The following is a 24,143-nucleotide window of genomic DNA, read 5'->3' as shown; positions in this document are numbered from 1 at the left end:
CTCTTTTACAGCATTCTTTCATTTTATTTGATATTTTCCTGTACCTCTCCGCAAGTGAGCATAGATTCTCCGAAGTAGGGATTGCGGATTTCCTCTTCGGTACTCAACCAATTTGCTCCCTTATTATCATCTGCCATAGGGCAAAACTGAACGTACAGTGTCTGATCCATGGGTTTAAAGGCTTTGGTCATGGCAATCATTCCTTCAGATACCTGCTGAAATGTAGTGCGTAGTTCGGCTATCGTTTTAAGGTGCTGAACATGTTGCAGTGCATTTTTCAGGTCGCTGCTATGACTCATCCAAGCATTGTGTGACTCACCGGTAAAAGCAGCCATATTCACCTTATCCAGTGTTGTTTTGAGATCAGAAGCGGCTTTTTGAGCCTGATCAAATTCATCAGCCGTTAAGGCATCCTTAAATTTGAGGTATTCAGTATAAAGGGGCCGCAATGCTTCTTTCGCCTTCTGACTAATTGACACTGGCTTAGTCTCTTTTTTCTTGACCTGGCCTGACGAAGCTGGCGTATCCATACCCCCGTGGTTATGCCCTGTCATTGCCGGGCCTCCTTCCGGATTCATCATGCTTGGCTTACCAGCCAACTGTGCTGCCGCATCAATGCTGAAGGTGCCATTGACTGCTATCTCTTCACCTTCTTCAAGGCCACTCTCCACAATAAAGCTGTCACCTAAACCCGGCCCAAGCGTCACATCACGCATCATGAAACTTACTCCACTACTAGTGGTATTTTTTACATAAACTACCGAACGCTTGCCTGTCCACATAACAGCAGTTTTGGGAACCACTATGTTATTTGACTTTTTCGGCAATGTAGCTTCTACCGTACCGGATGCAAACATTTCAGGTTTTAGCTGATTGTCTTTGTTGGGCACTTCTACCCTTGCTTTTGCTACTCTTGTCTTAGGATCAATAACAGGATCCAGGAAGGTTATCTTACCTTCAAATGTCTCTCCCGGTAGAGAGGCCACTGTAAAGTTTACCTTATCACCTTTTTTGATCCAGGGCATATCCGATTCATAAACATCAAACAATACCCATACCTTTGAAAGGTCTGCAATCTCATAAATAGCCTCTCCCTTTCGGATGTAATCACCCAGATTTACCATTTTCTCAGTTACATAGCCCGAAACATCAGCTTGAACAGCAAATTCCTCTTTCGGTGTCCCCACTTTGAGAATTTGCTCTACCTGACTGTCGGAAAGTTTCCAATTTTTGAGCTTTTCTTTGGCGGAATTAAACAATTGCGGCTGTGTATCTTTAATTTTTTGTGCTTCAAATAATTCCTCCTGTGCAGTAACCAAATCTGGAGAGTATATATAAGCAATGGCCTGCCCTTTCCTTACGAACTCACCTGTGAAATTGACCATCAGCTTTTCTATCCTGCCCGGTATATGGGAAGACTGAGAAAAAACCAGTCGCTCATCTTCCTGTACCTTTCCGTTCAGCCTAACCGACTTAACCGGATCCATGGTTCCTACAGCAGCCGTTCTGATATCAGCCAGTTGCATGGCGGTAGGCGACATACTTACTGCCATAGGGTCAAGTACTTCATTCTGATCATCCTCCAAAGGAATAAGGTCCATACCACAAATAGGGCAGTCTCCGGGTTCACTCTGACGGATCTGAGGATGCATGGAGCAAGTCCACACGGTCTCGCCAGCTATTTCTGTAGTGTGCTGGTGCTCATCATCCATTTTACTTTCGGATGATGAACCACCAAAAATCAACCAACCCAGCAATAAACCTATTGCCAGTGTTGACAGTGCTACGATTATTATTTTTTTATTCGCGTTCATCTTAATATGTTTTTGCAGTTAAGTAATTGAGTTTAGCAAGGGCAATTTGATATTGTGTTTCGGCCGTTGCCTTCATCTTTTCATATTTTAAAAGCTGTTGTTGCATACGCAGTACCTCTTCAAATTCATTTCCTGAATTACTGTAAGCCGTAAATAATAGATTTAAAGCCTGATTGGATTCCTGAATTTGTTGATCGTATAGCTCAATCAATTCTTGCTGTTGTTGAATTTCAAACCAGGCCATTTCGTAGTTTGACGTTAGGGTATTGGCAAAGTCCTTTTTTTGGAGTGAATAGCTTTCCTGCATGAGCTGTGCTTCTTTAACAGCGGCTTTATATTTACTCCTGAAAATGGGAATGCTGACAGAAACCATAGGCATTAGAATGTCCTGACCATTGTCGGGAAGTTCCACTTCAGGTCTGTTTCCCACAATAGCATAATCCAATCCTACACCAAATTTTGGAAGCCCTTGTTTGTAAGCGACCTCCTCACTTGCCTCACTGGAGGCTATTTTTAAGTCCAGTTCTTCCAATACCGGGTTGTTCGTAAGCAAAGAGTCCTTTCTGAAATTATCAGGCAAGGCTTGAGCAACGAGTGAATCCTCTACGGTTACCAATGCGTCCTCCTCTCTGTTGAGTAGTTTATTAAACCGGGTCAGCAGAGGAGCTTCCTTATCGTTCAGAATGGAAAGGTTTGTAGTGGCGTCTTTCAACATAATATCCACACGCAAGAAGTCAACCATCGTACCCACTCCATTTTCAAACTTTTTGTTGGTAATGGTTTTATAAGACTCCAGTATTTCAATATTCTCCCGCTCAATCTCTTTCCATTGATTAAGTTCATAAAGCGGATAATAGGCCGCTGCCACTTGGTAATACAACCTATTCCGAGCGTCTAAGAAGGCTTGATATTTTGCTTCCGCCATTAAAGCTGCGGCATTTCCCTGTGCCCGTAGCGTCCCAAACCAGGGGAACATCTGCGTTAGGGAAAACCTTGCCTTTTGTGGTCCTACCCTCGTTTCCACCGGTGAAATGAAATAACCAAAAGAGAAATTAGGGTCCGGTAAAGTATTTACCTGCTCCACCTTCTGTATGGCCGCTTCAAATTCCCGATATTTCGCCTGTAATCCCGGATTGTTTTCCGCTGCTATTTTAAAATAGTCATCCAGGACCTGCGCCTGACTTACGCTGGTTCCGAGAAAAACAAGTATTACAATATTTACAATAATCTTCATGGTTGTGTCTTTTTAAATTTTCTTTCTTCCCTCATAGCGTATAAAACCGGCACGATGAAGAAGGTGACGGCTGCGAAGAACATACCTCCGAATGCTGGAATAGCCATTGGGATCATGATGTCTGCTCCGCGACCCGTTGAGGTAAGTATAGGCAGCAAGGCAATGATGGTGGTGGCGGAGGTCATCACGGCAGGTTTTATTCTTCGTTGACCAGCTTCCACTGTTGCCGCTCTTATTCCTTTCAGACTGTCTGTTTTATTACGATTAAAACTTTGATCTAAATAAGTAGCCATTAATACCCCATCATCAGTGGCTATACCAAACAAGGCAATAAACCCGACCCAAACAGCCACGCTCAAATTGATAGTATGTATTTGGAACAAGTCTCGGAAATTCGTACCGAAAAGGGAGAAGTCCGCAAACCAGGTCTGGCCATACAACCATAGCATGATAAAGCCTCCACTAAATGCCATGGCAATACCAGTAAACACCATTAATGAAGTCGCTACAGACTTGAATTGGAAGTAAAGGATGAGGAAGACGATACCCAATACCAACGGAACAATGATTGAAAGCCTCTTTTCAGCCCTTACCTGATTTTCATAGCTTCCTGAGAACTTGTAGCTGACCCCGGCAGGAACGACTAAATCACCTGTATCTATTCTTTCCTGAATAGCTGCCTGGGCATCATTCACCACTCCAACTTCCGAGTATCCGTCCCTTTTGTCAAATAGTACATAACCCACCAAAAAGGTTTCCTCACTTTTGATCGCCTGTGGTCCCCTCACATACTCAAAGTCCACCACCTGGCTGATCGGTATTTGTGCTCCTGTAGGTGTAGGCAAAAGGATCTTACCCAATGCTTCAGGATCGTCCCTGAGTTCGCGTGGATAACGTACCCTCACTGGAAAACGCTCCCTTCCTTCCACAGTTGAAGTAATTTTCATTCCTCCAATGGCTGTTTCAATGGTCTGCTGTACATCTTCCACATTAAGCCCATAGCGTGAAATCTCATCCCTGTTGATGTTAAGATGAAGATAGGGCTTACCTACAATTCTGTCGGCAAACACGGCTTCCGCTTTTACCGAAGGAACATTTTTAAGCACTTCCTCCAGTTGCAGCCCAAAGTCTTCTATCGTTTTCAGATCCGGACCATATACTTTGATACCCATGGGGGCTCGCATACCTGTTTGTAGCATCACCAAGCGGGTTTCAATAGGCTGCAGCTTAGGTGCTGAAGTTACTCCCGGTATTTTGGTGACCTTAACAATTTCATTCCAGATATCATCTGGAGATTCAATTTGCGGCCGCCAGTTACGGAAATAATTCCCGTTATCATCAGGGATGAGTTCCTCCAAAACAACACCTCGGTTAATGGCTTCTTCATTAGAAAGGCTATCACCGCTATTGAGTATGAAGCGATCTTTCTTATCAACTTTGAACCTTATTCGGTGCCCTTTTTCACTGAGCATGTACTCCGGTTTATAGTTGATGACATTTTCGTACATGGAAATAGGTGCCGGATCAAGGGCAGATTCTACCCGTCCTAATTTGCCTACCGTTAATTCTACTTCCGGGATGTTGGTCAGGAGCATATCCAATTGACCAACTACTTTACGGTTGAACTCAATACCGGAATGTGGCATGGAGGTAGGCATGAGCAAGAAACTTCCTTCGTCCAGAGAAGGCATAAATTCTTTTCCTACACCCGGGAAAGTATGGGTCAAGCCTGACCAAACTGTAGTTGTCCGGACATCCCAGCCGAGATTGTCCAATGCTTTAGGAATAAACCCGAAAATGGTATTAAAACCCAACCAAACATTAGCGCCAAGCAAAATCAAGAAAGTAGGTATCAATAAAAAAGTTATTTTATTATCCAGGCACCATTTTAATATAGATTTGTAGTAATATTCTAAAAGCGTGAACGACCCCAGGATAAATCCTACCAATAAGGTCACAAAAATAAAGTTGAGTAACAGAGACTTTGAGGCTCCTAGCGGTAGCCAGTATTTAGCTAAAAGCCAGGTTACGCCAATTAGTACAATGATCAGCTCGGCATAATTGAAGAGAAATAATACAGGCCTGGAAAAGCGTTCCTTTTTAGCGTCAAAGATATTCTTTACAATTGCGATTGCACCAAACAGTACCAGCAGTACACCACCCCATATCTGAGCGGTAAAGAGCCCTATAATTCCAAATAGTACTAATGCATAGCCACCATATTTCTTAAGAAATTTATTATTAATTTTGAACCCAAAGAACCAATGTGCCAAGGTAGGCATGATCAATAGACTCACCAACAGCGCAGCTACCAAAGCGAAGGTCTTTGTGAATGCCAAAGGCCCAAATAACTTTCCTTCGGCAGCTTGCATGGTAAAGACCGGAATGAAGCTGACAATTGTGGTAGAAACAGCGGTGAGAATAGCGGTACCCACTTCTGAAGCTCCATTATAAATGGTATCTATCAGTTTTTGACCGGGAGGAGCTTCATCTATATGTTTAATAATGTTTTCAGAAAGTATAACTCCCAAATCCACCATCGTACCAATGGCAATGGCAATACCTGAAAGTGCAACTATGTTGGCATCAACACCAAAATAGCGCATGGCTATAAATACCATCAATACCGCAATCGGCAGGATACTTGAAATGAGAAATGAAGCCCTGAGATTATACACCATCACGATCACTACCAAAATGGTAATGAGCACTTGAAGCGAAATGGCTTCTTCCAGGGTTCCCAATGTTTCATAAATAAGCTCGGAGCGGTCATAAAACGGAACGATAGTCAACTGGCTTTCCCTTCCATCTGCCAACGTTTTTTTAGGCAGTCCCGGGGCTATTTCTTTGATCTTATCCTTGACGTTGTTAATGACCTGCAAGGGATTGGCACCATAGCGGGCCACCACTACGCCACCTACCACTTCAGCACCATCTTTATCCAGCAGGCCTCTACGGGTGGATGGCCCCAGGGTAACTACACCTATGTCTTTAATACGGATGGGAACATTTTCCTGAACGGCAACTACGGCCTTTTCAATGTCTTCTACTTTTTTGATGTAACCCAAACCACGCACCAGGTATTCTGCCTTGTTTATTTCAATGGTTTTAGCCCCCACGTCTTTGTTTGATTTCTGTACCGCCTGCATTACTCTATGCAATGGGATATCATAGGCTTTTAGAGCATCAGGGTTAACATCAATCTGATATTCCTGTACAAAGCCACCAATAGAAGCCACTTCCGAAACGCCTTCTGTTGCGTTTAATCCATATTTGACGTAGAAGTCTTGTACGGTACGGATTTCGTGGAGATCCCATCCTCCGGTAGGGTTTCCATCCTTATCTCTGCCCTCAATGGTATACCAATACACCTGGCCCAGCGCAGTGGCATCAGGCCCGAGTGCAGGCTGGACCCCTTCCGGTAATAAGCCGGAAGGCAAGGAACTTAGTTTCTCAAGGATACGGGAACGTGACCAGTAAAACTCTACATCTTCACTGAAAATAATGAAGATACTGGAAAAGCCAAATATAGAAGAACTCCGTATAGATTTTACGCCCGGAATACCTAATAAATAGGTAGTCAGCGGATAGGAAATTTGGTCTTCTATGTCTTGTGGTGATCGGCCCTGCCACTGGGTAAAGACAATCTGTTGGTTTTCTCCAATATCCGGTATGGCATCTACCGGAACGGGATCAGAAGGTAATGCGCCTATCTGCCAGCCGAAAGGGGCGGTCACAATACCCCAGGCAATGAAGCCAATTAAGATGAGAACGGTAACTAATTTATTCTCAAGAAAGTATTTAATAATTTTATTTAGCATATTCTTAATATTCAAATTTGAACGGATTTACAAGGCATATTAATCAGGCATATCAATAATGCCTAAGGGCTTAACGAACTAAGCCTTGACTGCAATCAAGTGAATGGAATGCTTAAATAAGGAACGACTGAACGAGCACAGGTATATCACGTTCAATCAGCGGGGGAGCATAATTTGTAAACTCTGCTTTATGCTTCGTAGAAAGAAATGACCTGCCTGTAAAAGTAACGACAAAAGTAGAGATGAATTCTAAGTTCAAAGAACTACCAAATACTTGATGCTGAAATTCATCTGCCATCTCAAGAGATTGATACTCATTTTCACAGCAAGGTTTTTTCTTGATTTGCTTTTCTTCGGAAGAACCGTTTTCACAAATCTTATCCATATCGGACATTCCACAATTTAATTCGGCATGACCGAGAACAAATTGCGATTCCACGGCCGATCCTCCACAATAGTGAGTAGCTACTGCCAGACCGGAATTACCGATAAGCAAGATAAATAGTAGCGTTATGGAGATTGTTTTTTTCAAAAAGTTGATTTTCGTCCTGTTAATAGTTTCTGAAACGTAAAATTAAGAATAAATGATTCCAGATTCTGTTTAATATCATGTTTTAAATGTATGAAATTTCGCTCCGACATACCTTCCTCTCAAAGGTAATACCGTTATTTAAGCAATTCATTCAACTGACACTTTTACTATAATTTTTGCAATTAACCACCTTTAATCGGTCTTTCCGTTACCTGATGACTTGCGTGAATTATTCTCAAACCTTTCATTATACCATTGATCTAGTAGATCGGCTTTCTCATCAGAAAGAGATTTCAAGGCTTTTTCATACTCCTTCGTTAAAAGCGTTTTATCAAAACTCACTTTTTTAAGAATATCTTTACAGTATTCAAGCTTGTCCATTTTGTAAATCAGTATTCAGAAAAGTGCCGGAAATAGTATCCGGCACATCTTCCCCTGTTTAAAAGCTAATTACTGCCTCAATGTTGATACCATCAAATTCGCCCCCATTATATTTGGTGCCTGTCCAGCCTTCACCTTCATACTTTTGATTTACATATTCCAGTTTGGCCATTACGTTTTTGGTCATATACCAGCCACCTCCTATATTCAGCCGATTTATTTCTTGCGTTAAAGCACTTTCTACCATTTCTCCGGAAACAGTGTTGTATCGTCCTCCCAGATAAAACTGTTCCGTACTTCCAAAACGATAAAGAAGTTCTCCTGCTAACTGTGTAAAAGCTCCTCCGCCTTGATCGTCACTGTTTGAGGCTACCTCGTATATGCCAAAAAATTCCAAACCTTTATATTTGATAAACGGGTTGATCTGAATAGCAGTTAATTCTCTGAATCTTGGGTTAAATCGTCCTTCAAAAGGCCCTCCATCACCATCTAAGGTCTCCATTACGTTATAATATCTGCTCCCTGCACGGTCTCCACCATAGATCCAGGTTCCTGTAGTGGTTCCTTTGTTAATATACCAGGAGCTTGTCAAACGCAATCTGAAATCATCACTCAACTTGTTATCATAACCCAATTTTCCGAAAAAGGAAGCTTTGTTGTCAGAGTTGTCATTGACTACTACATTTTGATTCAATTTACCATTTGTTATTCCAATGACTCCCAAAAAACCATTTTTCATAATAGTAAGCTCACCGAAAGCCTCGGTAGAAAAAGCATCCATGATATAATTGCCTACAAATGGGTTAAAAATGGCCCGTGCATTATCACTTCTTCTGAAGTGGGCATCTCCATAATTGAACTCGTCCAAGCCAATGGTTATACGGGCTACATCCATAAAACCTTGTAGAAAACCCGGTTTTATAAAGTCTAATTTGTCAATTTGAAGATAACCTCCTTTTACCCATGCCTCCTGGTGATTTTTGGATGATAAATAAGTTCTCAAATGCATTCTCAATCCATCATATAGCTGGACATCAATGTTAAGATTGGCTGTAGGGAGGTTGAAATTTGTACCCAAATCCACCAGACTATCCAATGAGTTGGTTTGGTTTATACTTTGGAACTGCATGGCAAAATCACCTCCGATTCGTACTCTCACTCTATCAAACTCCACGGTGTCTTGCTTGGAAGGTTCAAATACATTAAGCCCGGCTTTATTATTAGGCCGGAAATGCTGTAGGGCAGGCTGCTGCGCATATGCTACACCTGTTGTAAGAAGCACCATTGAAAGTATGGTGGTTCTATACCAATTGTTGCTCGTTTTCATCATTATCTGAATTTTAATTTATTAACTTAAATGTTATTTTAAAGGAAATTTCTAGTTCATCATCGGCTTTGATTGTTCCAAATACAGCTTTTGGAGAATCAATTTTATATTGCGTGAAAGTAATGGGAAATCCCTTACTAACGGAATCGCCCATTCCGAAACCTTGTACTTAATTTGAAGTGGTATCATGCAGGTGCTGGTTACTGCAAGAGTGATTTCACCTTCTCCCTTAAATCCCTGATTTGGGGCAAGTACAAGGGTTTGTTGTGCTATTGACTGCCTGCCCGACATCAACCAAACAACCAGCACAAGAATCCAAATGTATTTTCTAGTGCGTCTCATTAGTTATTTTAGTTTCGTAATCATATCCTATAGGTATATATGAGAAAAAATGCATGATTATTATCTTTTTAGAAATCCCCTTCAAATGTATTTAGATATGCTTGAGTAAGCTGTATAGTATTGTGTCTATTATGTATGAATTCTTGTTTTGACAGGGCTGAATGAAAAATATTGATTTGCCCTGCCTGCTAAGGTGACTCCGGACGAATGCCAATATCAGGAATGGAAGGTGTGAAAGAAGAAGGGCAGGTACAATGGTATAAATTGTATTTGCGGAATTACTGATTAGTATTTAATCTCAGAAGCTAAAAAGGAAATTGCAATTAAGAACATATAGTTGATTTCAGATTTTACGTTTTGATTTCAACACCTTTTTTAAACCATAGATCCGATATCAGATGCCATAGACGGATAGGAATAGACCATGTCCCTGATGTCCGAGACCTTAAGCTTTGCCTTAATTGTCATAGCAAAAAGGTTGATCATTTCTTCAGCATGAGGGCCAATGATGTGGGCTCCTAAAATGTACCCTTCTTTATCGGAAATGATTTTATAAGCATAAGTTGATTCATTGATCCGTTTGGCATTGTACCAACTTGATGCTGAGCTGGCTTTTACCTGATATTCTAAACCTGCCTTCTTTGCCTGTGCTTCCGTCATGCCAACCGCGGCAAGTGTGGGCAAGGTAAAGACTGAACTGGGCATTTCCGTGTAGTCAGGCTTTTTGGAGTTACCCCGTATAATATTGGTTGCCACTGCATGGCCTTCCATAACTGCAACAGGTGTGAGATTGAGACCTTTGCTATCAGCCGCATCACCTGCTGCATATACCCGTTCATTGGTTAAACTTTGTAGGTATTCATTTACGTCAATCCCTTTCTTGCCGTAGGAAATGTTTGCCTTTTCCAGGTTCATGCCATCCAACTCCGGTACTCTACCTGCTGCATTCACCACCAAATTCGTTTGAATAGTTTTTTCACCCCCTTTTGATTCTGCCTTTACGGTATAGCCACTATCCTTTTTTTCAACTGCAACCACATCCCACTCAAGGTGAAGTTCAATCCCCAATTCCTCAGTAGCTTTGACCAAGTGCTTCACGATATCAGACTCAAAGCTTTCTAAAGGCATTTTGCCTCGGTGGAATATGGTCACTTTACTTCCGGCCCTGACAGCCAGGTGGGCAAACTCCATCGCTATATATCCGCCTCCAATAAAGGTGATGTGCTCAGGGAGTTTTCCCAGATTTAGAAAATCTGTGCTGTCAATTGGTAAATTACCCCCTGGAATATCAAGAACAACAGGTCGGGCACCTGTAGCTATCACTATTTTATCAGCTTCCAGTAGGTCGTCTCCGATGCGCACCGTGTTTTCAGATTCAAAGCTGGCTGTTCCATGATACATTTCTACACCTGACTTTTCATAGCCTTTCTCCACATTTTTAGGCATTTTGGAAACTAACTCATTTTTGTAAGCCATCAAATCCTGCCAATTGATGGAGATATGTCCTTGAATACCGATTCCCTTCATTTTATTGGCCCGGTCTATAATTTCAGCAGCTCCGACTAATATTTTCTTAGGATCACAACCGCGTAGTGCGCACGTTCCACCATACGGTCTGGAATCTGTAACGGCAGTCTTTAGTCCTTTTTTAGCACATTTATTGGCAATGGTCATTCCTCCCATGCCTGATCCGATTACAATTACATCGTATTTTTTCATCAGCAGCAATTGTTTTTACCACCTTCCTGAATGGGAGGACAGGCATTTGTTCCATAGCTGCAATACACGCAGCAATCACCTTGTTTTGGCTTTAATACTTCTTGGCAGTTTTCACATTCGTAAAAGTATTGGCATGCATCCGTAGGCATGATTTCTTCTTTTTGATGTCCACAGTTTGGACAGGTAATGGTGGATTGTAATACGATCTCTTTTTCCATTATTAATCGATTTTAGGTTTTAGTACTTCTGCTTTATAGGTTGTTTTTTCTTCAATTGCTGCAATAAGCTGTTCAGGTTGGGTTTGTTTGGGGTCATAATCCACTACAGCTATATCTCCGGGATATTGCACTGAGTTGTCAATCACCCCTTTTGTTTCTTTCAAAACCTTGTAGAGATGACTGGCACAACCGGCACAGGTGAGCCCGGTGACTTTGAGCTTAACTGTCTCACTTTTCTGAATAGTTTTGACTGTTTTTTGAGGATCAGCAGATTGTGCCATTCCATGTCCTGCAAGCAAGAAGATGAATGCTAGGCTGAAAATTATGGGTTTCATTTTTCTATTAATTTAAGGTTTCTTCTTTTATAATTTTCTTGCCAGTGACTTTATAGCCAGTGGCTTCCTCCACCGCAGTTGCCAATTGCTCAACAGATACTTTTGATTGATCAAACTTTACCAATGCAATACCGTTTTCGTAGGAAGAAGAAGCTTCGAGAACGCCTTCGCTATTATTAAGTGCTGCATTCACGCTATGCTCACAACCGGTGCAGGTCATGCCTTTGATACTAAGCTCAGCATTCAGAATATCATTTTCACTTACCACGATAACATTGGATGTATTGCTATTGTCAGAGAAAAAGATGCCGGAATAAGTCGGAAAAGCAAGCATCAATACAGCAAAGACGGTAACGATTCCAAGAAACTTCTTAGACTGCCAAAAAGTGGGCTGTTCATCGTCCTCGCAAGCGCATTCAATTTCTTCCTGTGTCCTTGGCTTTAATTTCTGGTACCAGGCAAACCCTAACACCAAAACTGTAAGACCTATTAAATAAGGCCTGAATGGCTCCATCCATGAAAAGGACGATGCAATGCCTCCTATGCCTGCGAGTGTCGCAAAAACAGGGGTGACACAGCATAGTGAAGAAGTGAATGCCACTAACAATCCGGCTCCAATGTTTTTTGATGAGGTATTTGATTGGTTTGAACTACTCATGATATTGGTTCTTTCTTATTGTCAATAAACAAGCTCTCTAATACATGTCTTATGATCTGGATACTACCTTCTACCAAAAAGTAGAACACGGTTTGCCCCACCTTCTCACTTGTTACAAGCCCACCTTCTCTCAATTTCTTCAAATGTTGGGAAATGGCAGGTACGGTCATTTCCAAAATGTCGCTCAGGTCACAGGGACAAAGTCTGGTTTCTTTGTTAAGCAGGTACAGAATTTTTAATCGGACTTCATTGCCCGACAGTCTCAATGCCTTAGCTGCCGTAGTTATTGATGGTGCGACTCTGTTAATTTCTTCTTTGCCCTGTTTGATCTGTTCAACATCTGCAAAAACTCTGATACACGATTTACTCATACTTCTAGTTATTTAAGCAACTACTTAAATAACGAAGATAAGAAAATAAAGGTTTAAGCAAATGCTTAAATAAAGTGAATTTCAAAAAAAATAACTTTAATGCAACTTCGTATGCCAGTTCAATGCCTTTTGAGAGTGTAAGCCTCTGCCACATTGCAAACATTTGAAATGTCTATCTTGCCCGTTTACAGTGTGGCTTTTAGGTTTGTAAACGGGTTTTCTTCTAGCTGATAGCAGATTTTCTGCCACTTTTCCAACAAATAGCTCGGCATAGTTATAGCAGGTCACCGCCAGTACTCCGGATAAAAACACTTTGGTGAAAGCAGTGATTAATTATGGTTCGAGGAATGAAAAAGGATTGTTGTAGGAGCAGCTGATTACGGATTCCTATTTTGAGCGTTACCTGCTTCATTTACTACTGCCGGATTTTTTTGAAACCATTGCGATCATTGATGGGATGAAACTAGGGGTGGGGTTTGGGTATCCGGTGATAGGGGCTTCTCGTCAGCCAACGAGCCACTGTGTTGATTCTGCTAAATGCTGTTCCTTGGTAATTGAGCCACTCTTTTTCTGTGCCATTCCTTTGAATCCTGCCGTAAGTCTTCTCCCAGACCAGTTTGAGGATTTATCGTTCTTCCGGCTCTGAAAACACTAAATCTAGATAAAGCACTTTTCGGGTATACTCCCAGAACTGCAGGATGAGTGAAAGTAAGAAAATACGCCCCGCCTCTAGCTTTTGTTTCTGTTTTTCGGCATTATAATGTCTAACTTGCCTTTTTAAGGTAGCTTTAGCATTTCTTAGAATTTAATGCTTCAAAAGCACCTCAAAAAAATTGGGTTTAAATAGTAATTGGAAAGGATTTTAAATCGTGATTTTATTTAGGGATAAATATTTCGCAAGTATTTATTAGCTTTGAAATGTTAATGTTTGAAAAAATCTTATTATAAGTCTAAATTAGTAACTAATACCTTTGATTCATTTCCTATAGTTAAGATTTTTTGTTCAAACTTTTTTAAACAAAGTCTAAAAATTATGTTCAAACCTTTTTAAACAAGTGTTCAAACTTTATTGTTGAGCCCTAGATATTATTTTATAAGGAAAGCACAGAAGTTTATTTAAGTTTCTGTGCTTTCCTTTTTAAGCCATTGCGCATGACACCACTAAATAACCAGCAAAAGATTGCTCTATCTCTAATTTTGATATCAATAGTCCTGTTAATTCTTAATTTGTCAGTGAATCTAGATTATTCTGATATCGATATGTTCAATCTGGCTTTACCGATTTCCAATGTATTGTTAATAATCTCTGTGCTAATATTGCTATTCACCCAAAAATCTAAATAATAAGTGTTGGTTTAAGTTAATCCGGTTTTTAATCCGTAATGTGAACCTACTAGCCTATTATCATCAACACATCAAAACATAAACACTTATTTATTCCATCTCATTAATCCATTGCCTCACCAAAGCCAAGCCCTCTTTATGAACCATTTTCCTACCTAATTCAGGCATCATAGTTCCTGGGTCGCTTGATTCCATGCGGTAGGTAAGAATCGATTGGTCAGCATTTCCTTTTACAATATCATATTTCAATCCACCAGAGCCTTTGCCTGCGGCAATTGGCGTTTTGCCCACTCCCCAAGCAGCAGGATTATCAACTGAGGCCATTAAGTGCAAAGCTGAATTTTTGGCAGGACCTTCCGGTCGGTGACAATGCCCGCAATTAATTTCCAAATAGGCTCTGGCCCTATCGGCTAAAGGGTCAGATTCATTTTCATAATTGACTAATTTTGGTAATTTTCCCGTGGGTAAATTCGATAATAATCCATGAGCATGCCAATATTTCAATTGATTCATTTGTCCTTTTTCTGTATAGTCGAAATCTCCATTGAGCTGCCGGGCTGATGGTCCAATGGGCATGATTTTACCATCTTTTAAATGGCAACTTCTGCATTGGTTCATATTAGGAATACTGTAATTGATTTTTTGAGTATTGCCATCATTATCTCTCCAACTTACGCTTTTGGTAGCTCCAGCTACTTCCAGAAAAGCATCGGTTTGCTCATCGTTCCAAACGTAGGGCAAAGCTTTCCAGCCTTTTTCCTCATGAATGAGTAATCTGGTCTCTAAAATTCTTTTGTTGCCGTCAGGCTTCGAAAAATCGTTTGGGTAATAGAAATTCTTAATTAAAATACTGCCAACAGGGAATTCCATTACTTCAGTTGGATGGTATTCTGCGCTTTCACCTTTTGGGATTTGAAAAAAACGAGCTTTGTGAGCATAATCGGAAAAGAGTGCTGAGTTAAGTTGATAGGGATGTACATTTTCATGAGGGGATAAATCAGCTAGATCTCCTTTGAAAAAATTATAATCAGAGAGTTTTTCTTTCCCTAATTCTCTATTGGAAGTAAAGCTAAAAGAGGACGGAGAGCTTTGTTGAGTTTCTTGTTTTTGCCTTTCTTTAGTACTGCAGGAAAGCAGAAAGAATATACCTATTATAATATAGAGAGCGTTTTTCATTTTAATCACAAGCAAATTCATCTAAGTCTGTATTCATATTTTCCAAATCATTTGGAGCATCCAAATTGACAAAATGCACATCTTTTTGGTCAATGCATAATATATCTTTAGCAGTTTTTCCTTCTGCCATAAATCCATCAAATACGATATCGGGCGGATTAAAAGGGAATTTAAAATTAAATAACTTACCAAAATCATGCTGGAAAGTGGCAAACCATTTATCATTACGGATATTATTTTGCCTAATTTTTACTCCCCACGGGAAAGGGTTGTAATTTTCATCTAATTCATAATTGTTATTGACTCTTTGAGCAGAACCAGCTTGCTCTGCATCGGCTTCTTCGGTTTCTTCTTCACTGATTGCAGCAACTAGTTCATAGCTAACTACTGCCACTCCAACAGAACGATTGTCGATAATATCATTTCCGTAAATATCTACATTTCGGGTGGCCAGCACCATTATGCCTGTGCCAGGAGGTACTACACCCACAATATTTCCTTCAGGTGCGAAGTTGCGGTGGTTGTTTTCTTTTACTACATTTTTATAAACCTTTATGTCTTCTCCATACTGGGTTAATCCAGGTAAATCAAAGACTAATATTCCACCAGTGTTATTAATAGCGATATTCTCATATATCTCTACAAAATTAGAGTTCTCACTTTCTATGCCAGCTACATTTTGATAGGCTTCGTTATTTCGAATAATCACGGAATCAGACTGACCCACATAAATGCCTGCATCTGAAGAACCGATGGCAATGCAGTTTTCAATCAAAACGTTTTTGCAAAGCACAGGATAAATTGCATAAGCCCCATTTTTTTCACTTACTTTTCCAGTCCATTGTGCTTTCACTCTTCTTAAAGTGACACCGTCCGTATCGGTTATTTTTATATTATCCCCGGAAGCGTCTTCTATAGTGAAATCAACCAATGAAATATTTTTACAATCCGCAATCTTTATACCTTCTGCTCCTTCCTCTTGATTTTTAAAGGATAAGACAGTTTTATCAATCCCAGTCCCCTTGAAAACGATATTTGATTTGTCATCCAACAATAAGCTTTTGGTAAATTTAAAGTAGCCTTCGGGAATGTCTATTGTATCACTGTCATTAGCCATAATTAAGGCCGTTTGTAAATCTTTTTCAATGTTTTGCCATTGAGCGTTGCTTCTGTCTGCCACTTCCGGTTCGAAATCACAGCTTATTAACAAAAGAATAGGTAAAAAGTAGATCAGTTTTTTCATGTCAAAAAATTTCCATCAATATACAAAATCTTATGGATAGTGGATAAATTTTCCAGAATGCAAAATCTTCTAACTTTGTGTATTGTTTTTGATGGGATTTATTTGATTTGCAATCGATGGCAACGAACAGTGAACTATTAAGTGAAGAATTAAAAAAAAACATCATAACGAGAAAGTTAATGCATACCTAAAAAAGTGTTTAAATGAATTCTGATTTGGAAATAGAAGAAAACCTTGATTTGAAAAACTATTTATCTTCTTATCGCATTAATAAAACTTATCGAAACTATTTAAAACTGTAGCATGCACCATATTGAGCCTTACTATAACTGGCTAAAATATTATGACTCCTCAGAGGATGAACTATCCCCATTCTATGGGAAAGAATACAATTATGAACTTTTTACAGATACGATCTATGGATATTATATTGATCCAGCATGGGATGCTATCGGTTCAGAGACGCTTTACATCAAAATCCTGTATGCAAATTATGAGGTTGGAATAGCGGTAATAGAAATGATAGGCGAATGGAATGATACTTTGCATAATGATATTATGCATTTAAAGAGAAATATTATCGAGCATATGATTTTACAGGGGATTAATAAATTCATTCTGATTGGTGAAAATATCCTCAATTTTCATGGGTCGGATGATGAATATTATGAAGAATGGTTTGACGAAGTGGAGGATGGCTGGATCGTGGGAGTTAATTTCCGTGATTTTGTTTTAGAAGAATGGGAACAATTTAATGTGGATACCTACATCAATTGCGGTGGCCAGTTTGAGCATTTGAACTGGAGAACGCTAAAACCACAAGTATTTTGTGAAAGAGTGGAAGAGTATGTGATGCGAAGACTGGACTTTTGAATTTCTATTCTGGAATAATCATGGCCATTTTATGCACCAAATAGTATTTTCCTGACTTCACCTCTTTACATCTCACCCGCGTCCTTCGAGTTTCATGTTTTTCAAAGAGGCGGTTTTCAAGCGTGAATTTTTGTCCAAGTTTAAGCTCTAAAAGGCTCATTTCGTCAGGATTCACAGGGTCAAAAGTTTTTAAAGCTTTAGCCAAACGAATATCAGAAAGTGAAGCTGCTTTAGGGTTAAGCATATAAACATTCAAAGCTTTCAATACAGGCTCAGGAAAAATTTCGGGAATCTGAAAAGGCAACATCAAATCTTTAAAGGCATTTTTCCATTCATTACCATGAGGCGAAACTCTTCCTTTAAATTTTTCATAGACCCAATGATGTGCCACTTCATGAACATATGTGATCAGAAAAGAGTACGGATTTAAGTTTTCATTGACAGTGATGATGGCCGAATCTTCATTTGGTTTTTTTCTGAAATCACCAAGTTTAGAATGTCTGGCTTTCACAACCACGAATCGAAATGGTTTTTCTTTCCAAAGATTGAAGGCCAGATCAACGGAATTATCAGGGACAAAGCGGCTTAATCTATGATGTATTTGTTTTTCGTAATGGTTCATAAGCTAATCAAAATTAAAGAGAAATTATGAAAAAATTAGCTTTTAAAGATGCTATTGTAAGATTTTAAAATAATACGATTGAATATTTCTGTACCTGATTCTTTTGTAAATTCCGTTTTAAGCTGTAATTTCAAAGCCCTTTAAAGCTTAAAGCAATATTAACAGGGCATAGGCTTGAAAAATCGCCAACATTTTATAATATCATACTCTTAAACCATTATAACTATGATTCAAATTATTCCATCCATCGCCATCCGAGACGGTAAAATTATTAGGGTTGAGGGCGCCAATATTGCTGGAGCAAAAGTGTATGATGATTCGCCTATCGATGTGGCAAGGAAGTTGGAAGATAATGGAATCAAGGTGGTTCACATCGTAGATTTAGATGGCGCTCACCGTGGGTCACCAGTCAATTATCATATCTTAGAAGCTATTCATGGGTATACAGATTTAGAGCTTGATTTTACGGGCGGTATTAATACAGATGGTGATATTAGTAAAGCCTATGAATATGGTGCCGATTATATTACCGCAGCAAGTATAGCTGTTGAAAGAAAGGAGCTGTTTGCCTCTTGGATCGTATCCTACGGTCGTGAAAAGATCACTTTAGGAGCAGATGCTTTAAATGGAAAAATAGCATACAAAGGATGGATGCAAAATACTGATATTGATATTGTTGAGCATATCAGGTATTTCTATGATAGAGGATTGAAATATGTAAAAACTACTGACATTAGCAAAGAGGGTTCTTTAGCAGGACCTGCATTTGATTTGTATCAAAGCATCTTAGACGAATTTCCAGACATCTGTGTTTTAGCCAGTGGAGGAGTACGTAATATTGATGATATTCGAAAGTTAAATGACATGGGTGTTTTTGCGGTAATTTTTGGTAAAGCTTATTATGAAGGTAATATCAAACTAAGCGATCTTAAGGAGTTCTTGGTTTAGACTTCTAGGAATGCTTCTAATGATGTTTTAGATTGACTAATAGGTTTTAATTATTCAAAAAGCAAAGTTGATGAACAGAAAAAACTGCGTTTTCATTGCAACAAGTTTAGACGGATATATTGCAGATAAAAATGGGGACATTGATTGGTTGCATGAAATACCAAATCCTGATAATTCAGACATGGGTTATACAAAATTCAACAAGGAAATTGATGCTGTTGTCATGGGACGGAAAACTTTTGAAACAGTACTAGGATTTGATGTTGATTGGCCATATACAAAGCCTGTTTATGTTTTGAGCGAAAAGTTGTATGAAATACCAGAATCTCATAGCAAACGAGCTTTTTTGTTGAAAGGAGAGTTGTCGGAAATTCTAGCTCAAATTTATCAAAGAGGGCATAATAATCTTTATATAGATGGAGGAACTACAATCAGAAATTTCCTAAGAGAAGACTTGATTGATGAAATGATAATAACTACAATCCCCGTTTTATTAGGTGGGGGCTCGCCATTATTTACTGATCTGCCAAAGGAGCTGAAATTTAACCTTGTTGAATCAAAAATATATTTAAATCAAGTTAGTCAGCTTCATTATGTTCGAGAAAGATGATCCTGCAAAAATTTAAACCAAAGCTAAATTTCAGCAGAGACAGTTATTTTTATCTTATTTCAGATCGAGATAAATTCACAAAAAAAGCCTGAATTAACATCCAGGCTTTTAGGTTTTCAAGAATTACTTTTTCTTAAAGTCCGTAATCGTTTTTTCTATAATGTCACAGCACTCATTCAATTGCTCCTCAGTTATAACCAAAGGTGGTGCAAATCGAATAATGTTACCATGAGTCGGTTTTGCTAATAAACCATTTTCTTTTAGAGCCATGCAAATATCCCATGCCGTGGAACTGTCCTCTGAATCATTGATAACTACAGCATTTAAAAGTCCCTTTCCTCTCACAAGGTTGACCATGTCAGATGAATCCACGAATTTCTGCATTCTATCTCTAAATAGTTGTCCTAATTTTCTTGCATTCTGAGCTAGTTTCTCGTCTTTCACTACTTCCAATGCGGTTAAGGCAATGGCAGCGCCAAGTGGGTTTCCTCCAAAAGTCGAACCATGAGTACCGGGAGTTAATACCTCCATTATGTGATCATTAGCTAAAACAGCTGAAACAGGATAAAAACCTCCTGATAAAGCTTTACCTAAGATTAGAATGTCTGGCTCTACATAAGTAGATTGCTTTTCGCAATGGCCTTGACAAGTACAATCACCACAAACAGCTAATAAACTTCCAGTTCTAGCTATTCCTGTCTGAATCTCATCAGCAATAAACAGTACGTTATGTTTTTTACAGATCTCCTTACACTTTCTTAAATAATCATTGTCAGGTCTGTAAACTCCTGCTTCTCCTTGAATTGGCTCCACCAAGAATCCAACCACATCATCTTCTCCTTCTAAAATTTTGTCTAAAGCCTCAGTATCGTTGTAAGGAATTTTTATAAAACCAGGATTGTAAGGGCCAAAGTTCTTTTTGGCATTAGCATCACTCGAAAAGGAAATGATAGTAGTTGTTCTGCCATGAAAATTTTGCTCTGCTACTATTACTTTACCAGCATTTGGAGCAACACCATTTTTCTCAGTCGCCCATTTTCTGGCAATTTTTAAAGCAGTTTCCACTGCCTCTGCACCAGAATTCATGGGTAATACCTTATCGAAGCCAAAATATTCAGTGATGTATTTTTCAAATGGCCCTAGAATATTATTGTAGAAAGCCCTTGATGTTAGAGTTAGTGTTTCAGCTTGTTTTTTAAGGGTTTCTAATATTCTTGGGTGGCTGTGTCCTTGGTTAACCGCACTGTATGAAGATAAGAAGTCATAATATTTTTTCCCTTCTACATCCCAAAGGAAAACTCCATCTCCTTTGGCCAAAACGGCAGGCAGCGGATGGTAATTATGAGCTCCATGCTTATTTTCCATGTCAATGGCTTGTTGACTGTTTTTGATTTCTTCAATCATAGCTTTAAAGTTTAAAAATTAGTAAATTGCACACTCTTGAAATGTAAATCTAACAAATCAGGACGGCAATCCCTTGGAAAACCAAAAAATAAGGCGGTATTTTTCCGCTAAGGTTTGTGATTATCAAAATATTGCCGATATTTGCAGACCAATTTGAAATCGACAACAAAATTAATTTAGATAGATATGGCACGAGTTTGTCAAATTACCGGAAAAAGACCACAAGTGGGAAACAATGTTTCGCACTCAAATAATAAAACCAAAAGAAGATTTTTGCCAAATTTGCAAAAGAAAAGGTTTTATCTTCCTGAGGAAGACAAGTGGATCACTTTAAAAGTATCTGCAAGCGCAATCAGAACCATTAATAAAAATGGTCTTACTTCTGTATTGAAGAAAGCACGTGAAAACGGTAATGTATTAGTATAATTTTCTATTGCTAAAAAATATAAAGCACAATGGCTAAGAAAGGAAATAGAGTTCAGGTTATTTTAGAATGTACAGAGCACAAACAAACTGGCGCTCCAGGTACTTCTCGTTATATCACGACCAAAAACAGAAAAAACACAACAGAGAGATTGGAGTTGAAAAAATATAATCCAATTTTGAAGAAATATACTGTTCACAAAGAAATTAAGTAATCATGGCTAAGAAAGTTGTAGCAAGTTTAAAAGATAAAGACGCTAAAGGTTATGCTAAAATAATCAAAGCAGTAAAGTCAAAAAACGGAGGTTATTCTTTCCGTGAAGAAATGGTACCTTTGGATATGGCCAAAGAGGCACTTAAAAAATAATTGTAGTTTTTAAGGTTTAAATTGATTTAAGTCCCTCTTTTGGGACTTTTTTTGTTTGTACACTTCTGCTATTATCCGTTTCTTAATGACTTTAGTGTTAATATTTCGTATTATTGTAAGCCTCTAATTACCATTACCTTTAAACCATATTAGAATGAGTATTTTCAAGATTTTCTCTAAAGAAAAAAAAGAGTCGCTCGACAAGGGCTTGGAAAAAACCAAGGATAGTTTCTTTACCAAGCTTGGGCGTACTGTAGTTGGTAAATCTCAAGTTGATGAGGATGTATTAGATGAATTAGAGGAGATTCTAATTAGTTCTGATTTGGGGGTCAATACTACGGTAAAAATTATTGACCGCATTGAAGAGCGAGTGGCCCGTGAAAAATATTTGGGAACAAGCGAACTCGATAAAATCCTAAGAGAAGAAATAGCCGGACTGCTTTCTGAAAACAATACTGACGATCTAAAAGATTTTTCTCTTCCTGAAGAGATTAAAAAACCTTATGTTTTATTGGTTGTGGGCGTAAATGGAGTGGGTAAAACTACTACCATTGGCAAATTAGCTGCTCAATATAAAAAACAAGGTAAAAAAGTTATTTTGGGTGCTGCCGATACTTTTCGTGCAGCTGCTGTAGACCAATTGAAGATGTGGGGAGCACGAATTGATGTTCCAGTAGTTTCCCATGGAATGAATACCGATCCGGCCTCAGTGGCTTTTGATGCTGTAAAGCAAGGGGTTGAGGAAGAAGCTGATATTGTAATTATAGATACAGCGGGTAGATTACACACCAAAGTCAATTTGATGAATGAGTTGTCTAAAATTAAAAGGGTAATTCAGAAATTTGTAAATGAAGCTCCTCATGAGGTACTGTTAGTGTTGGATGGATCTACTGGTCAAAATGCCATGATTCAAGCTCGAGAGTTTACGAAAGCCACTGAAGTTAGTGCTTTGGCCATCACTAAATTGGATGGGACAGCAAAAGGGGGTGTAGTAATTGGTATTTCCGAAGAATTCAAAATTCCTGTAAAATATATCGGAGTCGGTGAAAAAGTAGAGGATTTGCAAGTGTTCAACAAAATGGAATTTGTTGACTCATTTTTTAAACGAGTTTAACGAGTTTTTTCCATAATTTGCTTTTCCCTCCAGGCTATTCTGTAGGCTAAATAATAATTGAAGGTCCATCTGTTTTTGAATTCCGCCCTTCCAAAACCCGGGATATCATATGAACTGAATTGATCTGTATTGAATAACTTTCTGTTCAATTGAATTCTAAAATTGTATCCCATATAGAGATTTTTTAAAACCATGACTCTCAGCCCAGTTGTCATTTCAAACCAGCGTGCTCCAACGTTTTCATTGGTTAAATTTTGGTCATAAAGCCCGTAAACGGGATCAATTATACTAGTTACTAAGGATTCAGAATAGTTGGCTCTTGCATATCTTAACCCAAAAGTCAAAGTATTGTGATCGGGGTCAAATTTCAGGAAGTCAGCTTCTAGTCCAATTCTATAATAATTCCCTGAATTGGCATAATTAAAGTTGTTAGCTCTTATCAAATATTGACTAACTCCATAAGATCCAGTCAAATAAATTCTATGGAAATCAATATCTCCTTGAACCTCATATCGTTGTCGATTATTTCCAAATGCACTCACGCCTAAGGCAACTAAGTCAGTCCCGATTCTCAGTCCAGTTGGAATAAAGAAGGATTTGGGCACCTTTGGACGCTTCGGTTCCACAACTCTTTGCTGAACAGTATCAACATTGTCACTGCTATTTGGTACTTGACCAAAAAGTGAAATGCTCAATAAGCTAAAAAACAAACAACTTAATATTAGGCGCATTTACAGTCCTTTTTAAGGTATCATTAACAATTACTAAAGAATCAAAAGTTTGAAAAGCAGTATCCAAACCAATAAAGTCAATATTAAAACCACATTCAGGTGAGTCTACACTATTTCTTTTTTCATATGTGAAACTTATCGTATCTCCACGTGTTCCAGAGTAGAAGTAGAAATCTGTGTGATTTTCCACCGGACTTAAGGGAAGTTGAAAACTACTCAGGGTATCGGCTAAAAAGAAATAGTCATCGGTTTGTGGACTAACAATACTATCAAACACAACCCCAACATTTTGTTCTTCAGCATTGGCATTTAACGTCACGGTGCTAAATGTAACAAAATCTACATTAACACTATTGCAGTTGCTATCCACATCACATGCGAAGATTGAAATAGTCAGTAATAAAACTATGCTTTTCTTGATGATTGATTCCATTGGGATGCAAAGATATTATATATTCTGACAAGCTAAACTTGTAAATAGAGAATTGATGGGAATTCATCACATCTGAAACAATTCCTCTAATATTTGATTAACT

The 24,143-nt window shown here is 38.8% G+C and carries 25 protein-coding genes; 7 read left to right on the top strand and 18 right to left on the bottom strand.

Features of this window, described 5'->3' with window-relative positions; translation table 11 throughout:
• Nucleotides 1-23: 23 nt before the first annotated feature.
• The 14 genes from AAC601_RS04755 to AAC601_RS04690 all read right to left on the bottom strand — a co-directional run bounded on the left by AAC601_RS04755 (nucleotide 24) and on the right by AAC601_RS04690 (nucleotide 16,515).
• The gene (locus AAC601_RS04755) at nucleotides 24-1,814 is read right to left on the bottom strand and encodes an efflux RND transporter periplasmic adaptor subunit (protein WP_340152620.1); all 1,791 of its coding nucleotides are present in this window, start codon (nucleotides 1,812-1,814) and stop codon (nucleotides 24-26) included.
• A gap of 1 nt (nucleotide 1,815) precedes the next feature.
• A complete protein-coding gene (locus AAC601_RS04750; protein WP_340152619.1) occupies nucleotides 1,816-3,048 on the bottom strand; it encodes a TolC family protein in 1,233 nt (410 codons plus the stop codon).
• Complete coding sequence (locus AAC601_RS04745) at nucleotides 3,045-6,869, bottom strand: efflux RND transporter permease subunit (protein WP_340152618.1); 3,825 nt, start codon at nucleotides 6,867-6,869, stop codon at nucleotides 3,045-3,047. Before AAC601_RS04745 ends, AAC601_RS04750 begins: the two co-directional genes overlap by 4 nt.
• Before the next feature lie 112 nt (nucleotides 6,870-6,981).
• On the bottom strand, nucleotides 6,982-7,401 hold the full coding sequence (locus tag AAC601_RS04740) for a hypothetical protein (RefSeq protein ID WP_013454239.1): 420 nt from the start codon (nucleotides 7,399-7,401) through the stop codon (nucleotides 6,982-6,984).
• Nucleotides 7,402-7,593: 192 nt separating this feature from the next.
• Complete coding sequence (locus AAC601_RS04735) at nucleotides 7,594-7,782, bottom strand: hypothetical protein (protein ID WP_013454240.1); 189 nt, start codon at nucleotides 7,780-7,782, stop codon at nucleotides 7,594-7,596.
• Between the two features lie 58 nt (nucleotides 7,783-7,840).
• Nucleotides 7,841-9,109, bottom strand: coding sequence for a hypothetical protein (locus tag AAC601_RS04730; RefSeq protein WP_340152946.1), 1,269 nt, complete (start codon nucleotides 9,107-9,109; stop codon nucleotides 7,841-7,843).
• Nucleotides 9,110-9,160: 51 nt separating this feature from the next.
• Entirely contained in the window at nucleotides 9,161-9,451 is a 291-nt protein-coding gene (locus AAC601_RS04725; RefSeq protein WP_013454242.1) for a hypothetical protein, read from the bottom strand.
• A 375-nt stretch (nucleotides 9,452-9,826) separates the two neighbouring features.
• A complete protein-coding gene (locus tag AAC601_RS04720; protein ID WP_013454243.1) occupies nucleotides 9,827-11,170 on the bottom strand; it encodes an NAD(P)/FAD-dependent oxidoreductase in 1,344 nt (447 codons plus the stop codon).
• Nucleotides 11,170-11,388 carry a GDCCVxC domain-containing (seleno)protein gene (locus AAC601_RS04715; protein WP_013454244.1) on the bottom strand — a complete coding sequence of 73 codons (219 nt, stop codon included), beginning with the start codon at nucleotides 11,386-11,388 and terminating at the stop codon, nucleotides 11,170-11,172. Before AAC601_RS04715 ends, AAC601_RS04720 begins: the two co-directional genes overlap by 1 nt.
• A 2-nt stretch (nucleotides 11,389-11,390) precedes the next feature.
• Entirely contained in the window at nucleotides 11,391-11,723 is a 333-nt protein-coding gene (locus tag AAC601_RS04710) for a heavy-metal-associated domain-containing protein (RefSeq protein WP_013454245.1), read from the bottom strand.
• A gap of 7 nt (nucleotides 11,724-11,730) precedes the next feature.
• The gene (merTP, locus tag AAC601_RS04705) at nucleotides 11,731-12,381 is read right to left on the bottom strand and encodes a mercuric transport protein MerTP (protein WP_085516313.1); all 651 of its coding nucleotides are present in this window, start codon (nucleotides 12,379-12,381) and stop codon (nucleotides 11,731-11,733) included.
• Nucleotides 12,378-12,752, bottom strand: a complete 375-nt coding sequence (locus AAC601_RS04700) for a metalloregulator ArsR/SmtB family transcription factor (RefSeq protein ID WP_085516314.1) — start codon at nucleotides 12,750-12,752, stop codon at nucleotides 12,378-12,380. Before AAC601_RS04700 ends, merTP begins: the two co-directional genes overlap by 4 nt.
• Before the next feature lie 1,434 nt (nucleotides 12,753-14,186).
• Complete coding sequence (locus AAC601_RS04695; protein ID WP_340152617.1) at nucleotides 14,187-15,272, bottom strand: SO2930 family diheme c-type cytochrome; 1,086 nt, start codon at nucleotides 15,270-15,272, stop codon at nucleotides 14,187-14,189.
• A gap of 1 nt (nucleotide 15,273) precedes the next feature.
• Nucleotides 15,274-16,515: a parallel beta-helix domain-containing protein gene (locus tag AAC601_RS04690; RefSeq protein WP_303270892.1), complete on the bottom strand. Its 1,242-nt coding sequence runs from the start codon at nucleotides 16,513-16,515 to the stop codon at nucleotides 15,274-15,276.
• A 303-nt stretch (nucleotides 16,516-16,818) separates the two neighbouring features.
• Between AAC601_RS04690 and AAC601_RS04685 the strand changes: the two genes are divergently transcribed.
• The gene (locus AAC601_RS04685; protein ID WP_340152616.1) at nucleotides 16,819-17,388 is read left to right on the top strand and encodes a hypothetical protein; all 570 of its coding nucleotides are present in this window, start codon (nucleotides 16,819-16,821) and stop codon (nucleotides 17,386-17,388) included.
• 4 nt (nucleotides 17,389-17,392) lie between these two features.
• Here the strand turns inward: AAC601_RS04685 and AAC601_RS04680 are convergent, their stop codons facing one another.
• Nucleotides 17,393-18,010, bottom strand: coding sequence for a transcription elongation protein SprT (locus tag AAC601_RS04680; RefSeq protein WP_303270890.1), 618 nt, complete (start codon nucleotides 18,008-18,010; stop codon nucleotides 17,393-17,395).
• 225 nt (nucleotides 18,011-18,235) lie between these two features.
• Here AAC601_RS04680 and AAC601_RS04675 point away from each other — a divergent pair, with 225 nt between their 5' ends.
• Nucleotides 18,236-18,958 (top strand): 1-(5-phosphoribosyl)-5-[(5-phosphoribosylamino)methylideneamino] imidazole-4-carboxamide isomerase, encoded by a 723-nt coding sequence (locus tag AAC601_RS04675; RefSeq protein WP_303270889.1) that lies wholly within the window; start codon nucleotides 18,236-18,238, stop codon nucleotides 18,956-18,958.
• A 70-nt stretch (nucleotides 18,959-19,028) separates the two neighbouring features.
• Complete coding sequence (locus AAC601_RS04670) at nucleotides 19,029-19,568, top strand: dihydrofolate reductase family protein (protein WP_303270888.1); 540 nt, start codon at nucleotides 19,029-19,031, stop codon at nucleotides 19,566-19,568.
• A gap of 123 nt (nucleotides 19,569-19,691) precedes the next feature.
• Here the strand turns inward: AAC601_RS04670 and rocD are convergent, their stop codons facing one another.
• Entirely contained in the window at nucleotides 19,692-20,972 is a 1,281-nt protein-coding gene (gene rocD, locus AAC601_RS04665) for an ornithine--oxo-acid transaminase (RefSeq protein WP_303270887.1), read from the bottom strand.
• Between the two features lie 186 nt (nucleotides 20,973-21,158).
• On the opposite strand from rocD, the gene rpmB reads away from it, so the two are divergent.
• From rpmB to ftsY, 4 genes are all read left to right on the top strand, one after another.
• Nucleotides 21,159-21,398 (top strand): 50S ribosomal protein L28, encoded by a 240-nt coding sequence (gene rpmB / locus AAC601_RS04660; RefSeq protein ID WP_303270886.1) that lies wholly within the window; start codon nucleotides 21,159-21,161, stop codon nucleotides 21,396-21,398.
• A 29-nt stretch (nucleotides 21,399-21,427) separates the two neighbouring features.
• A complete protein-coding gene (rpmG, locus tag AAC601_RS04655; RefSeq protein WP_303270885.1) occupies nucleotides 21,428-21,610 on the top strand; it encodes a 50S ribosomal protein L33 in 183 nt (60 codons plus the stop codon).
• Between the two features lie 2 nt (nucleotides 21,611-21,612).
• On the top strand, nucleotides 21,613-21,762 hold the full coding sequence (locus tag AAC601_RS04650) for a DUF4295 domain-containing protein (protein ID WP_340152615.1): 150 nt from the start codon (nucleotides 21,613-21,615) through the stop codon (nucleotides 21,760-21,762).
• A gap of 154 nt (nucleotides 21,763-21,916) precedes the next feature.
• Nucleotides 21,917-22,876, top strand: coding sequence for a signal recognition particle-docking protein FtsY (gene ftsY / locus AAC601_RS04645; RefSeq protein WP_340152614.1), 960 nt, complete (start codon nucleotides 21,917-21,919; stop codon nucleotides 22,874-22,876).
• On the opposite strand, the gene AAC601_RS04640 is transcribed toward ftsY, so the two are convergent.
• Together AAC601_RS04640 and AAC601_RS04635 are read right to left on the bottom strand one after the other, a co-directional pair.
• On the bottom strand, nucleotides 22,873-23,607 hold the full coding sequence (locus AAC601_RS04640) for a DUF6048 family protein (protein ID WP_303270882.1): 735 nt from the start codon (nucleotides 23,605-23,607) through the stop codon (nucleotides 22,873-22,875). The genes ftsY and AAC601_RS04640 overlap by 4 nt on opposite strands.
• Nucleotides 23,576-24,040 (bottom strand): DUF6452 family protein, encoded by a 465-nt coding sequence (locus tag AAC601_RS04635; RefSeq protein WP_303270881.1) that lies wholly within the window; start codon nucleotides 24,038-24,040, stop codon nucleotides 23,576-23,578. The genes AAC601_RS04640 and AAC601_RS04635 overlap by 32 nt, the downstream gene beginning before the upstream one ends.
• Nucleotides 24,041-24,143: the final 103 nt, after the last annotated feature.

The sequence above is a fragment of the uncultured Marivirga sp. genome (assembly GCF_963974845.1).
In the GTDB taxonomy this organism is placed as follows: Bacteria; Bacteroidota; Bacteroidia; order Cytophagales; family Cyclobacteriaceae; genus Marivirga; species Marivirga harenae.
This window is presented reverse-complemented; position numbering and strand designations above follow the sequence as displayed.

Bases quoted from the DNA above. Each gene is read 5' to 3' on its own strand.
- rpmG (WP_303270885.1), top strand. From the start codon at position 21,428: ATGGCTAAGAAAGGAAATAGAGTTCAGGTTATTTTAGAATGTACAGAG.
- AAC601_RS04730 (WP_340152946.1), bottom strand. From the start codon at position 9,109: ATGAAAACGAGCAACAATTGGTATAGAACCACCATACTTTCAATGGTG.
- AAC601_RS04635 (WP_303270881.1), bottom strand. From the start codon at position 24,040: ATGGAATCAATCATCAAGAAAAGCATAGTTTTATTACTGACTATTTCA.
- AAC601_RS04735 (WP_013454240.1), bottom strand. From the start codon at position 7,782: ATGGACAAGCTTGAATACTGTAAAGATATTCTTAAAAAAGTGAGTTTT.
- AAC601_RS04710 (WP_013454245.1), bottom strand. From the start codon at position 11,723: ATGAAACCCATAATTTTCAGCCTAGCATTCATCTTCTTGCTTGCAGGA.
- merTP (WP_085516313.1), bottom strand. From the start codon at position 12,381: ATGAGTAGTTCAAACCAATCAAATACCTCATCAAAAAACATTGGAGCC.
- ftsY (WP_340152614.1), top strand. From the start codon at position 21,917: ATGAGTATTTTCAAGATTTTCTCTAAAGAAAAAAAAGAGTCGCTCGAC.
- AAC601_RS04690 (WP_303270892.1), bottom strand. From the start codon at position 16,515: ATGAAAAAACTGATCTACTTTTTACCTATTCTTTTGTTAATAAGCTGT.
- AAC601_RS04700 (WP_085516314.1), bottom strand. From the start codon at position 12,752: ATGAGTAAATCGTGTATCAGAGTTTTTGCAGATGTTGAACAGATCAAA.
- AAC601_RS04675 (WP_303270889.1), top strand. From the start codon at position 18,236: ATGATTCAAATTATTCCATCCATCGCCATCCGAGACGGTAAAATTATT.
- AAC601_RS04725 (WP_013454242.1), bottom strand. From the start codon at position 9,451: ATGAGACGCACTAGAAAATACATTTGGATTCTTGTGCTGGTTGTTTGG.
- AAC601_RS04745 (WP_340152618.1), bottom strand. From the start codon at position 6,869: ATGCTAAATAAAATTATTAAATACTTTCTTGAGAATAAATTAGTTACC.
- AAC601_RS04695 (WP_340152617.1), bottom strand. From the start codon at position 15,272: ATGAAAAACGCTCTCTATATTATAATAGGTATATTCTTTCTGCTTTCC.
- AAC601_RS04685 (WP_340152616.1), top strand. From the start codon at position 16,819: ATGCACCATATTGAGCCTTACTATAACTGGCTAAAATATTATGACTCC.
- AAC601_RS04670 (WP_303270888.1), top strand. From the start codon at position 19,029: ATGAACAGAAAAAACTGCGTTTTCATTGCAACAAGTTTAGACGGATAT.
- AAC601_RS04715 (WP_013454244.1), bottom strand. From the start codon at position 11,388: ATGGAAAAAGAGATCGTATTACAATCCACCATTACCTGTCCAAACTGT.
- AAC601_RS04750 (WP_340152619.1), bottom strand. From the start codon at position 3,048: ATGAAGATTATTGTAAATATTGTAATACTTGTTTTTCTCGGAACCAGC.
- AAC601_RS04720 (WP_013454243.1), bottom strand. From the start codon at position 11,170: ATGAAAAAATACGATGTAATTGTAATCGGATCAGGCATGGGAGGAATG.
- AAC601_RS04680 (WP_303270890.1), bottom strand. From the start codon at position 18,010: ATGAACCATTACGAAAAACAAATACATCATAGATTAAGCCGCTTTGTC.
- AAC601_RS04640 (WP_303270882.1), bottom strand. From the start codon at position 23,607: ATGCGCCTAATATTAAGTTGTTTGTTTTTTAGCTTATTGAGCATTTCA.
- rocD (WP_303270887.1), bottom strand. From the start codon at position 20,972: ATGATTGAAGAAATCAAAAACAGTCAACAAGCCATTGACATGGAAAAT.
- rpmB (WP_303270886.1), top strand. From the start codon at position 21,159: ATGGCACGAGTTTGTCAAATTACCGGAAAAAGACCACAAGTGGGAAAC.
- AAC601_RS04755 (WP_340152620.1), bottom strand. From the start codon at position 1,814: ATGAACGCGAATAAAAAAATAATAATCGTAGCACTGTCAACACTGGCA.
- AAC601_RS04650 (WP_340152615.1), top strand. From the start codon at position 21,613: ATGGCTAAGAAAGTTGTAGCAAGTTTAAAAGATAAAGACGCTAAAGGT.